The following is an 11,890-nucleotide window of genomic DNA, read 5'->3' on the forward strand; positions in this document are numbered from 1 at the left end:
ACACCTGGCTATAGCCGGCCTCGGCGAGACGCATTTCCGTCGCTGGTTAAAGTTGTTTCGCAAAACGGTTCGCCGCATTTGCCCGCCCGAGGTGGCAGCGCTCTTTATGGACCGAGCGCTTCGTATCGCGCACAGTTTCCGTTTAGCGATTGCCTTCAACCGCGGTGAGACCACGATTGGCCTCGCACCTATTGTCGAGAAGGACCTTTGATGCAGACTGGTTGGTAAGGATTCTCGCGCCAACAGCAGGAGAGATGCATGCGGCTGACTGCCTTCTCAGACTACGCGTTGCGAATGCTGATGTACGCCGCCTCCGCCGGTGACCGGCTGGTCACGATCGAGGAAGCTGCGCGCACCTTCAACATATCGAAGACGCACCTGAACAAGGTCGCCAATACCCTCACCCGCAGCGGCTATCTGAAAGCCATCCGTGGCCGTTCCGGCGGGCTTGTTCTCGGACAGCGGCCCGAGATGATCCGGATCGGCGACGTCGTGCGGTTGACGGAGCCGGATTTCGCACTGGTTGAATGTTTCGCGACTGATGGAAACCAATGTGTACTAACTGCCTCTTGCAAGCTTTCAGGGATGTTTGGTGAAGCGATTGCCTCGTTCCAGAGCACCCTGGACCGCTATACGCTGGCCGACATCATGCTGGCGCCGAAGGACTTCCTTGGCAGCCCGAAAAGACCCGCTGGCAACGGTGCGGCGCACAACGTCTCATGATTATTTCGTTACGTGCCCGTTTTGCTCCGATGGAGACGCCCATGCCTGACTCAAAGATGAAGGAAAAGCCGTTACCGAGAGAGATCGATTCCGGTATCGACCCCGACAACAGCCTGCTGCCAATGCTTCTTGGCGGGCTTGTGTTGATAGTCCTCGGCGCGATTGTCGTCATGATGTTTGTCTAGTTGGCGACGCATGACGCTGTGTTAGAACATCGTTCAGCAGCATTCGTGCAGTCAAGCGCCCGCGTGACGCCAATGTAGGGCGCGGGCACTCTCGTGATGTCGCCGCTGGGGACATGTTGTCGCAGAACAGAGTCCACTTGAGCCTGGTGTCCGCCGAAGACAATCGCGTATTAGGCGACAATATGGCGCCAGGTTTGCGACGGCGGTACGTGGCCGGACTGTGTACGCCATCGGTGTCGGTGTCTAAGTACAATCAGGTCCGAGACTCCTCAGTTCGATGAAGTGAGTTCGTGAGCTAAAAAAGGCCGGACTGATAAGCCCGGCCAGGTTTGAAGGTAAATACCTCCTGAGGGGAACGCGTCGACGAATGGGGAGAAACGCTCGACGCAACACCTATGTGGGACGCGTAGCTTATCTTACAACGACAGGGTGATGGGCCACAATCGCTGCTCCGTCGAGCCAGGGACGCAAAGCTCGCCTTCATTTGTCGAGCAGGTGGATACCCGCGCACCACCCAGAAGAACTTTGGAATAAATGGCACTAGTTGATCTTTTTTTGAGCCCTATAAACTGCGCAAGAGATCAACATAGAAACTGCAGATATTTAATCATAAAATTCATTTGCTTCACGAAGGACTTGAGCTTTAGCCTAACCTCGATCGTTGTGAGGCGATCGCAAATCAGTTAGGAGAAAACGATCGTGAGCATCAAAATACTTTGCATGGGAGCGGCGGCTCTCACAACTGTAGCTGGCGTAGCATTTGCGGGTGCGCTTGACGAACCGGCAAAAATGGCGCCCTTTCACACCGACTCCACCATGAAGACCTTGAAATCGCAAGCCGACTTCAGGAGCGCGTGGATGGCGATGAACGACGAGGACCGAGCCGGGATGATGAAGGAGTGTGGCGACGAAGCCATAGCCAAAAATCACGACAATTTCTGCAAGATGACCAAGCAACTTGGCGGCGCCAACTGAATGGGGCTTTTTGCGAATCAAAATGGCAGGCACAATTACCTGCCATTTTACGACGGACGCGGCTCCGCCGACCCCAGGGGGGCATTTTAGGACGGTCCCGCCTGGCATACCTCCCGAAGGCTGAAAGTAGCGGACGCGACCGATATTCAGACAGCCCGGCTTTCGCGGGACGGTGATGCGTGATGATGAAACTCCGTGTTGTGACGTGCGTTGTGAGCTGTGCGCGTCAGAGGCTTTCCCATGTATGAAGCGTGGTTTTCCAAACCTGTAGCCGTTGCCACCGGCATCAGCGGCGACATCCGAAACCTTACCAACGCTCGTGAGGCTTTTGACTTGCTCAACGACAAGTGGCGCAACGAAGGAAGCGCCAAGCATCGATCTACACTACGAGCATGCCAGCAGGCGTTGAATGGCAACGTTCCGGCTGACATCGCCAGAGACGCTTTTATTGAAGCAGCGCGGGAAGCGCGCATGTTGGTCGGGTGAGTTGCGGTGACAAGAGCTTGCCCCGCGGTTCAGCGCCCATGAACGCGTCGACCTGCTTACATACTCAGAATGAAAAACGGAAAGCCGGCGGTGAGCTTCTGTGCTTCGGCTGGCGCTCGGAAAACTGAAGCAAGCAAGCCGGCACCGTTCCGTTAGAATGCATCTCGCGTCGCCTTCAGCCCAAACAAACCTATGAGGAGGACGCCGAGTGAGTATCTTCGGAATAAGCGTGGACTGAGTCTGGGCGGCAACGGCGCTTTCCGATCTATCGATCTTCGCAAAGGCCTGCAACGTGGGTTGGCGCCTTCCGGACTCCGGCAATGCGGCGGCGGTAGAGCAAATGGCATTCGTCAAGTCAGCCATCGACCAAGCTACGTCAGCGGGCAGTTTCCAACATCATTCGGCAGCTTCGACCGATCTCGATGCCGGCACGATCCGCGCGGCACAATATTTGAACTCGGGGATCTTGCCGTAAGGATCGAGCATAGGATTGGTAAGCATGTTGGCCGGGCTCTCGTTAAAGCAGAACGGCATGAACACCATGCCATCGGCGACCTCTCGATCGGCCCGCAGAATGGCTTCGACGACGCCGCGCCGCGTTTCTACGTTTATCACGTCCCCCTGCGCAAGGCCGCGGCGCCTGATCTCGTAGGGATTCATCGCAGCAATGCCGTAGGGCTCGATCGCGTTGAGCACCCCGGCGCGGCGTGTCATGGCGCCCGTGTGCCAGTGCTCCAGCAAGCGCCCGGTGGTTAGCACCAGAGGATATTCGTCGTCGGGCACCTCGTCGGGGGGCAGGAGGTCGGCGGGCACGATGCGCCCGCGGCCATCCGCGGTCGGGAACCCGGTGGTGAAGACGATCTCGTTGCCAGGAACATCAGGACCATCGGCAGGATAGACGACGGACTCCTCGCGTTCGATGCGCTCCCAGGAAATATGCTTCAGCGACGGCATTACTTGCGCCATTTCGCCGAAGACATCCGAAACGTGTTTGTAGTTCCAGTCCAGCCCCATGCGTCTGGCAAGCTCGATGATGAGATCGAGATCCTGCCGCGCCTCGCCGGGCAGGTTGACGGCGGGTCGGCCGATCTGCACCTGCCTGTTTGTGTTGGTGTAGGTGCCGAGTTTCTCCGCATGCGCGGAGGCCGGGAGCACCACGTCGGCGTGCCATGCGGTTTCGGTCAGGAAGATGTCCTGAACTACCAGATGCTCAAGCTTGGCGAGTGCGGCGCGCGCATGGCTCTGGTCGGGATCGGACATGGCCGGGTTCTCGCCCATAATGTACATGCCCCGGATCTCGCCGTCATGGATCGCGTCGACGATCTCGACGACGGTCAAGCCGCGTTTGGGGTCGAGCGCCTGGCCCCAGAAATTCTCGTACTGGCCGCGGATATCGGCATTCTCCACCGATTTGTAGTCGGGGAAATACATCGGGATGAGGCCCGCGTCCGAGGCGCCCTGGACGTTGTTCTGGCCGCGCAGCGGATGGAGCCCTGTGCCGGCGCGCCCGACATGGCCGGTGATCAGCGCCAGCGCGATCAGGCAGCGCGAATTGTCCGTTCCGTGGGTGTGCTGCGAAATGCCCATGCCCCAAAAGATCATCGAACGCTCCGCCTTGGCATAGGTGCGTGCCACATCGCGCAGCACACCGGCCTCGATGCCGCAGACGGGAGCCATCGCCTCGGGCGAGAAATCCTTCACCTTTGCCTTCAATGCCTCGAAGCCGGAGACGTTGGCCTGGATGTACTGCTGGTCATAGAGCCTCTCGTCGATGATGACGTGCAGCAGCGCGTTCAGCATCGCCACGTCGCTGCCTGGCTTGAAGCGGAGGCTGTAGGTCGCGTGGCGCATCAGTTCCTGGCCGCGCGGGTCTATCACGATCAGCTTGGTGCCGCGCTTTGCCGCTTGCTTAAAATAAGTCGCCGCCACTGGATGATTTGTCGCCGGCCGCGCGCCGATGATGATCACGCATTCGGCCTTCATGGCATCCATGAAAGGCGCCGAGACCGCGCCAGAGCCAACGCCCTCCATCAGAGCGGCCACCGATGAGGCATGGCAGAGCCGGGTGCAATGGTCGACATTGTTGGTCCCGAATGCCTGCCGAACGAATTTCTGGAAGAGATAGGCCTCCTCGTTCGAGCCCTTGGCGGAGCCGAAGCCGGCCAGTGCGTTGCCGCCATGGTCGTCGCGAATGCGCTTCAGCCCGCTGGCAGCGCGCTCCAGCGCTTCTTCCCAGGTGGCCTCGCGGAACACGGTGAGCGGGTCGACATCGCGCAGATCGATGTCGCCGGCTTTCGGCGCATCGTCGCGGCGGATCAGCGGCTTCGTCAGCCGTTCGGGCGACATCACATAGTCGAAGCCAAAGCGGCCCTTGACGCAGAGCCGGTTCTCGTTCGCCGGACCATTGCGGCCGTCGACCTGGACGATTTTATTGTCCTTGACGGCGACGCGCGTCTGGCAGCCGACGCCGCAAAACGGGCAGACCGTGTCGACAAGCTTGTCGAACGCTTGGACGACACGGGTCTTGCCGGTTTCGTCCATCAGCGATTTCTCGTAGAGCGCACCAGTCGGGCAAGCCTGGACGCATTCGCCGCAGCTGACGCAGGTCGACAGGCCCATGGGGTCGTGCATATCGAAGACAGGAACCGAGTGATTTCCGCGCTCGGCCATGCCGATCACGTCGTTGACCTGCACCTCGCGGCAGGCGCGCACGCAAGCGCCGCAGGTGATGCAGGCGTCGAGATTGACGGCAATGGCCGGATTGGTGATGTCGAATTCTGGCGCTAGCCCCTCCTCGGTGAACTTGGAACGGTATCGGCTGCCCGAAATTCCCATCGAACCGGCCCATTGCCAGAACGCAGACAGGTTGTCTGGACCGTCGCTCGCCGATCGCATGTTGCTTGCGAGGAGCTCGAATACCATCTCGCGTGATTTGCGGGCGCGTTCGGTATCGGTTTTCACGACCATGCCGGCAGAAGGCTGGCGAACGCAGGAGGCAGCCAGCACGCGCTCGCCTTCGATGTCGACCATGCAGGCGCGGCAATTGCCGTCGGGACGATAACCCGGCATGTCGACATGGCACAGATGCGGAATTTTTGTACCCTGGCGCTTGGCGACATCCCAGATAGTCTCGCCAGGGGTGGCGCTTACGGTTTGCCCATCGAGGGTGAATACCGTGCTCTCGGCCATCAGAGGTCACTCCGGAAATGCGTCAGCAAATGATTGACCGGATTGGGCGCTGCCTGGCCCAGGCCGCAGATCGACGAATCGCGCATGACCATTTCGAGGTCGCGAATCTTGTCTTCCGGCATCAGACCCTGCTCCTGCAAGAGAGCCACCAACTTTTCGGTCCCGTCGCGACAAGGCGTACACTTCCCGCAGCTCTCATGCTTGAAGAATTTCATCAGATTGAGCGTGACCTGCTTTATATTGTCGGCCCGCGAGAACACGACGATAGCATGGGAGCCGACGAAGGCGCCCTGCTTGGCCAGATCGCCGCCGAAATCGAGCGGAATGTCGCCCAGTGTCGCTGGCAGGATACCGCCTGAGGCGCCGCCCGGCAAATAGGCCTTGAACTCATGACCGTCCGCCATGCCGCCGCAATAGTCGTTGATCAATTCGCGTACCGTTACGCCGGCCGGCGCCAGCTTGACGCCGGGATTTTTCACGCGGCCGGAAACGGACCATGAGCGGATGCCGGGGTGGCCGGGCTTGCCCTGCGTAGCGAACCATTGCGCGCCCTTTTCGACGATGTCGCGGATCCACCAGAGCGTCTCGACATTGTGGTTGAGCGTCGGTCGTCCGAACAGGCCGACCTCGGCGATGTAGGGGGGGCGGTGGCGCGGCATGCCGCGCTTGCCCTCGATGCTTTCCAGCATCGCACTCTCCTCGCCGCAGATATACGCACCAGCGCCGCGGCGGAGTTCGATGAACCCCGGCTTGACGATGCCGGTAGCTTCGAGTGCGGCGATCTCCTGACGAAGAATGGCGAGCACCGCAGGGTATTCGTCACGCATGTAAAGATAGATCCGTTCCGCCTCGACCGCGTGCGCTGCAATCAATGCACCCTCAAAGGCACGGTGCGGATCTTGCTCGAGATAGATGCGGTCCTTGAAGGTGCCGGGCTCGCCCTCGTCGCCATTGATCGACATCAGGCGCGGGCCCGGATAGGAGCGCACGATCTGCCACTTCTTGCCGGCAGGGAAACCAGCACCGCCCAGGCCCCTCAAGCCCGCATCGCCCAGGGTGGCGATGAGCTGGTCTGTGTTCAGCGTCCCAATCCGTACCTGCTGCAAAAGCTGGTAGCCTCCTGCCTGGCGATACGCCTCCAGTCCCACATAATCGGGTATGCTTACATCGGTCTCCGCTGCCGCGGCCATGCGCAGCAGGGCCTCGGCAGTTGCCTGGTCGACCTCGCGATTACCGATACGTGCGGCCGGCGCGCCAGCGCAGCGGCCCATGCAGGGCGCGCGCATGACCCTGATCGCCGGATCGGCGCCCGCTTGCAATTCGGCCAGGAGCGTCTCGGCGCCTGCCAGCATGCAACTCACTGAATCGCACACACGGATTGTCAGCGGCGCCGGCGGCATCTCGCCTTCCTTCACGACGTCGAAATGGTCGTAGAACGTCGCCACCTCGTAGACCTCTGCCTGCGACAAACGCATATCTTGTGCCAGCGCCCGCAAATGCCGCGCTGACAGGCAGCCATATCGGTCCTGGATAAGGTGGAGGAATTCAATCAGCAAGTCGCGCCGTCGCTGGCGCGCGCCAAGCAGCGCCTGGACCTCGGCGAGCGCGGCGTCATCCAGCGGCCTGCCCTTTGGTCCGCGATCACGCCGCCGCTGTTCCTGCATCGTCATGTGCTCGCCTCCCGCGTGCCCCTTACCTCGTAACGATATCCGGCGGACCATGATGTCGACTATGAGGCACGATATGTTCCCTGCACGACCAAGGCTGGGCGTTGCCAGGTCATATCGTGGAACCGCGGGAGATGTGGTGCAACCCTTCAGATCGTCGCAGCTTGCGCTTTTTCGATCACGAACACGATCCGATCGTCGTCGCGTTCCGTCGATTCAAGGCGTTCTCCCATTTCAGTGAGAAGATTTGGTATGTCGATGACCGCCAGTGGGTCCGTGCAGTGAACCTCGAGCCGATCGCCTGGCCTCAAGGCTTTCAGCGCCTTACGCGTCTTCAGTGCGGGCAAGGGGCATTTAAGCCCGGTCAGATCCAGCTTCGTCGTGGTCATCATGGCCAGCATGATGCCCGACGGGGCGTGGCATCGTCAATTGGAGCGTTGGGGTCTTGGCTCCTGCTTCTGGCGCGGCCGGACGGCTGTCACAGAAGACTGGAATAGGCGAGGAAGTTGACCGTGTGGCCCGGCTCGACATGGACTATCTCCTCACCCAGTTCGACGAGACCGTCCGTGGCGACCAGAGATGAAAGCAGTCCGGCGCCTTCTCGGGGGAACTTCGTCGCCTCGTAGGAACCATCCGCGGTCGCGTGCACGTTTGCTCGTACATACTCGCGCCGTCCCTGCTTCTTGCTGTAAGAAAAGCCGGCCCGCACAGCGATCGGGATCGGCGGTTGCTGCCGCGCCCCGACGAGGGCGAGGATCGCAGGGCGGGCAATATGGGCGAAGGTGACGAAGCTTGCCACCGGATTGCCAGGAAGTCCGATCAGCGGGATTCCATCGATCACGCCCATGGCGACGGGCCGGCCCGGCTTGATCGCGACGCGCCAGAACACCAAGGTTCCGGCGCTCTCGACAGCGGCCTTCACGCAGTCGGCCTCGCCCGTCGACACACCGCCCGAAGTCAGGATCAGGTCATGGCTCGATGCCGCTTCGCGCAGCTTTTCGGCAATCAGGCGGCTGTCATCCATCAGGATACCGAGATCGGTGACGTCGCAGCAGAGCCGAGCGAGCATTGCCGTAAGCATGAAGCGGTTCGAGTCGAAAAGCTGCGCTGGTCCGCGCAGGTCTCCAGGCGCAACGATTTCGTCCCCGGTCGAGAACACTGCGACACGTATCCTGCGCTTGACCTGGAGTTCGATGAATCCCAATGCGGCGGCCAGCGCGACATCTTGCGGCCGCAGCCGGTGGCCGGCTGGGAGGACGCCTTCACCCAGTGCGACATCCTCACCCATAGGACGGACATTGGCACCCGTTTTCAAGCCGGGCGGGAGAATGACCCGGCCAGATCCGTCCACGCTCACATCTTCCTGCATGAACACTGTATCGGCCCCCTTGGGCATTGGAGCGCCAGTGAAAATGCGCATCGTTTGGCCGGGCAGCACAGGTTCATCCGGCGCCATGCCGGCCTGAACCCTCCCGGCAACGGCGAACGCCGTTTTGACGGTTTGCGGCAGGTCGGCCCCTCGCACGGCATACCCATCGACCGCGGAATTTGTGAAGGGTGGCAGCGGCAGCGGTGCGACCATCTTCCTCGCCAGGAAGCGTCCATCCGCCAGCACGAGCGAGACCGCCTCGACCTCCTGCACAGCACTCAGTTTCGAGGCGATGAGCGCGGCGGTCTCGTCGATGGGCCGCATCGGTCCGCCGAAAGCGAAGCAGTCATCCGAGATTTGCGCCATTTATGTTCCAATTGCACGAGGGTGCCGCCTTGGCAGCAATCGCATCAATCCGAGCTTTTTTTAATTAGCTTCGGTTGAACACCTGTAAGATACATCAGGCCAGAGCAGTGGCGAGCCAGAATACGACGTCAGGAGACTGCCATGCATTTGATGAGACGCCAACCCGAACACGCCATCATCACACCCGACCCGCAAGACCGACGGCTGACCGAGTTGGTCGCGGGCGTCGACCATACAGGCGCGACGGTGGAGGTCCGCGTACCGATAGAACGTGCCCTGACGCTCTATCTCAACGCGCAGGAGATCGTCACCATGATGACGGTCAACGATTACCCTGAATATCTTGCGCTTGGCTATCTGCTGAACCAGAACATGCTTCTGCCTGACGACGTGGTGACGGATGTCGAGTATGACGAAGACCTGCAGGTCGTGGTCGTTCGCACCGAGCGCAACACCGACTACGAGCAGAAGCTCAGAAAGCGGACGCAGACCTCGGGTTGCGCCCAAGGCACTGCGTTCGGCGACGTGTTGGAGGCGATCGAGGACATCACACTTCCGCCCGCTGAGCTTCGCACCTCCTGGCTCTACGAGCTGACGCGCAAGATCAACACCACGCCGTCGCTCTATCTGGAAGCAGGCGCGATTCATGGCTGCGTCCTTTGCAGGGAGGGCACGCCAATCTGCTATATGGAGGACGTCGGGCGCCATAACGCCGTCGACAAGATCGCTGGCTGGATGTACCGCCACACCGTCGATCCGGCAGACAAGATCATCTACACGACCGGGCGGCTGACCTCCGAGATGACGATCAAGACGGTACGGATGGGCATTCCGATATTGATCTCGCGCTCCGGCTTCACAGCCTGGGGCGTGGCGCTGGCCCGCCAGGTGGGGCTGACGCTGGTCGGCCGGGCGCGCGGCAAGCGCTTCACCGTGCTTTCGGGCCAGGAGCGGATCGTCTTCGACCAGGACCTCGCTTCGGTCGGTGAGGAAGCGCCGCGCCACCGCCGCAAGGGTGCCGAGCATGACGACTGAGGGAACCGTAACGCTGGGCGTGGTGCTCGCCGGCGGTCTGGGTCGGCGCATGGGCGGCGGAGACAAGCCGACGCGTGTGATCGGCGGACGAACGATGCTTGAGCATGTCATCGAACGGCTAGCGCCGCAATGCGACGGGCTCGTTCTTAACGCCAATGGCGACCCCGCTCGCTTCGCCCGCTTTGGCCTGCCCGTTGCCGCCGACACGATCGAGAGCTATCCGGGACCTCTTGCCGGCATACTCGCCGCACTCGATTGGACGGCGGGGAACAGGCCGGGTGTAGAATGGGTGGTCAGCGCTGCCGGCGATTGTCCCTTCCTGCCGAGCGACCTCGTTGCACGCCTCCAGCAGGCGCGCATCACAGAGAAAGCAGACTTGGCGGTGGCGGCATCCGGCGGCCAGGCGCATCCGGTCATCGGGCTCTGGAAAGTCGCGCTGCGGGATGAATTGCGGCATGCGTTGACCAACGAGGGTCTCCGCAAGATTGACCGGTGGACCGCCCGCCAGCGCCTTGCCACCGTATCCTGGCCCGTCGAGCCGGTGGACCCGTTCTTCAACGCCAACACGGTCGAGGATCTTGCCGAAGCTGAGCGCCTGGCCGCGTTGCTTTCTGCTAACCCGGCCGGCTGAACCCAGCGCGCTCCAGGCCCAGAAGGACCTCGTCGGTCCGGAGAGCCTCGAGGAATGCGTGCACCGAAGGCCGTTCCTTTCGCGCAGAGATCATTGCGAAGTCGTAGTGCTCTTCGGTCAGCACGATAAAACCGAGCCCCGCCGCACGCGCGACGGGCGCGATGGTGACACCCCAGTCGGCGCGCTCTTGCGCCACCGCCGCGGCGACGGCATTGTGCGAGCGCGGCTGATTCCAGTAGCCGTCCGGGCGTTCCACGCCGAGGAGCTGGTCGATCAGGATGCGCGTTCCCGAGCCTTGGTTGCGGTTGACCATCATGCAATCGCGGTCGGCGAGCGCCGCACGGACCGCCTCCTCCGCGCCGAGGCCCTCGAAACGCTCGTCCCCTTGGCGGAATACCAAACCTTGCATGCGCCGCCAGCCTGGCACGAGTTCGAGACCGTCACCGAGGAAAGGCGCGTTGTAAATCCGCGTCTTCGGGTCGAAGAGATGGATGGGGGCGAGATCGCACTCGCCGCGCTTGGCCGCTGCAAGACCGCCCAGGCTTCCCACAGGCAGCGAGCGCACTGAAATCCCGCGGCGCGAAAGTTCGCCAACGACCAGATCGAGGCCGACGCAATGACTGCCGATGACGACGAGGTCGGGAACGCGGACCCGCGGCGTGAACAGCGTCACCGCCACGTCGGCACCGGCAGGCACGTGATCGGCGAGTGCCTCGATGCGGATGAAGCCGTCCGCCTGGGTAAAGGATGTTATCGCTCCCGAGCCCTTGCCGGTCGGATAGGCCGTCAATCCTCCCTGCCCTTGCACAAGGGAAACCATGGCGAATTCGGTCCGCCCGAGTTCGGAAGGAATCCGCAACGGAAGGCTTGCGGTGACCTGAGTATCGACGCGCGGCGGCAGCCCCGCCATGCGCCGCAGGGCGGGTACCACCATGTCATGGAAGGTGAACATGGCCGAGGTCGGAAATCCCGGCAGGATGATGACCGGCTTGCCCTCGCACACAGCCAGGCAAAGTGGCTTTCCGGGTTTCAGTGCCACGCCGTGGGCGATGATACCGGGCTTGCCCAGTCGGCCGATAATGCGATGCGTGACATCCCCTGCCCCTTTGGACGTGCCGCCCGACAGGATCAGCACGTCGTGGGCGGCGAGCGCCTCGCGCATAGCCTTCTCAAGTTTCGCCTCGTCGTCGGGAAAGGCGCCGAGACAATGCGCCTCGCCGCCATTTTCAGTGACAGCCGCAGCGATGATCGGGCCGTTGGCATC

At 61.6% G+C, this 11,890-nt stretch carries 11 protein-coding genes and 1 pseudogene; 7 read left to right on the forward strand and 5 right to left on the reverse strand.

All coding sequences use genetic code 11. The annotated features are described in order from the left end of the window. From EN991_RS40295 to EN991_RS08160, 5 genes and pseudogenes are all read left to right on the forward strand, one after another. Positions 1-211 (forward strand): annotated as a pseudogene (locus tag EN991_RS40295) (preprotein translocase subunit TatC); the annotation flags it as partial. A gap of 47 nt (positions 212-258) precedes the next feature. Beyond that, positions 259-723 (forward strand): Rrf2 family transcriptional regulator, encoded by a 465-nt coding sequence (locus tag EN991_RS08150; protein ID WP_064994256.1) that lies wholly within the window; start codon positions 259-261, stop codon positions 721-723. Between the two features lie 41 nt (positions 724-764). Continuing rightward, complete coding sequence (locus tag EN991_RS39810) at positions 765-908, forward strand: hypothetical protein (RefSeq protein WP_164753852.1); 144 nt, start codon at positions 765-767, stop codon at positions 906-908. A 699-nt stretch (positions 909-1,607) separates the two neighbouring features. Further along, positions 1,608-1,883, forward strand: coding sequence for a hypothetical protein (locus EN991_RS08155; RefSeq protein ID WP_127368544.1), 276 nt, complete (start codon positions 1,608-1,610; stop codon positions 1,881-1,883). A gap of 240 nt (positions 1,884-2,123) precedes the next feature. Further along, the gene (locus EN991_RS08160) at positions 2,124-2,369 is read left to right on the forward strand and encodes a DUF982 domain-containing protein (protein ID WP_127368545.1); all 246 of its coding nucleotides are present in this window, start codon (positions 2,124-2,126) and stop codon (positions 2,367-2,369) included. Between the two features lie 396 nt (positions 2,370-2,765). Here EN991_RS08160 and fdhF read toward each other — a convergent pair whose 3' ends face one another. The 4 genes from fdhF to glp form a co-directional block, all read right to left on the reverse strand. Then, positions 2,766-5,558, reverse strand: coding sequence for a formate dehydrogenase subunit alpha (gene fdhF / locus EN991_RS08165; RefSeq protein ID WP_127368546.1), 2,793 nt, complete (start codon positions 5,556-5,558; stop codon positions 2,766-2,768). Next, complete coding sequence (locus EN991_RS08170) at positions 5,558-7,228, reverse strand: NAD(P)H-dependent oxidoreductase subunit E (protein WP_127365595.1); 1,671 nt, start codon at positions 7,226-7,228, stop codon at positions 5,558-5,560. Before EN991_RS08170 ends, fdhF begins: the two co-directional genes overlap by 1 nt. A gap of 146 nt (positions 7,229-7,374) precedes the next feature. Continuing rightward, entirely contained in the window at positions 7,375-7,614 is a 240-nt protein-coding gene (locus tag EN991_RS08175) for a sulfurtransferase TusA family protein (RefSeq protein WP_064994283.1), read from the reverse strand. An 89-nt stretch (positions 7,615-7,703) separates the two neighbouring features. Further along, positions 7,704-8,960 (reverse strand): gephyrin-like molybdotransferase Glp, encoded by a 1,257-nt coding sequence (glp, locus tag EN991_RS08180; protein ID WP_127368547.1) that lies wholly within the window; start codon positions 8,958-8,960, stop codon positions 7,704-7,706. 141 nt (positions 8,961-9,101) lie between these two features. On the opposite strand from glp, the gene EN991_RS08185 reads away from it, so the two are divergent. Next, the gene (locus EN991_RS08185) at positions 9,102-9,995 is read left to right on the forward strand and encodes a formate dehydrogenase accessory sulfurtransferase FdhD (RefSeq protein ID WP_064994250.1); all 894 of its coding nucleotides are present in this window, start codon (positions 9,102-9,104) and stop codon (positions 9,993-9,995) included. Beyond that, positions 9,985-10,626 (forward strand): molybdenum cofactor guanylyltransferase MobA, encoded by a 642-nt coding sequence (gene mobA, locus EN991_RS08190; RefSeq protein WP_164753851.1) that lies wholly within the window; start codon positions 9,985-9,987, stop codon positions 10,624-10,626. Before EN991_RS08185 ends, mobA begins: the two co-directional genes overlap by 11 nt. On the opposite strand, the gene EN991_RS08195 is transcribed toward mobA, so the two are convergent. Then, a partial coding sequence (locus EN991_RS08195; protein WP_127368548.1) for a substrate-binding domain-containing protein occupies positions 10,610-11,890 on the reverse strand: 1,281 nt, incomplete at its 5' end. The two genes, mobA and EN991_RS08195, sit on opposite strands and share 17 nt — an antisense overlap.

Source organism: Mesorhizobium sp. M7A.F.Ca.US.005.03.2.1 (genome assembly GCF_003997795.1).
In the GTDB taxonomy this organism is placed as follows: Bacteria; Pseudomonadota; Alphaproteobacteria; order Rhizobiales; family Rhizobiaceae; genus Mesorhizobium; species Mesorhizobium ciceri.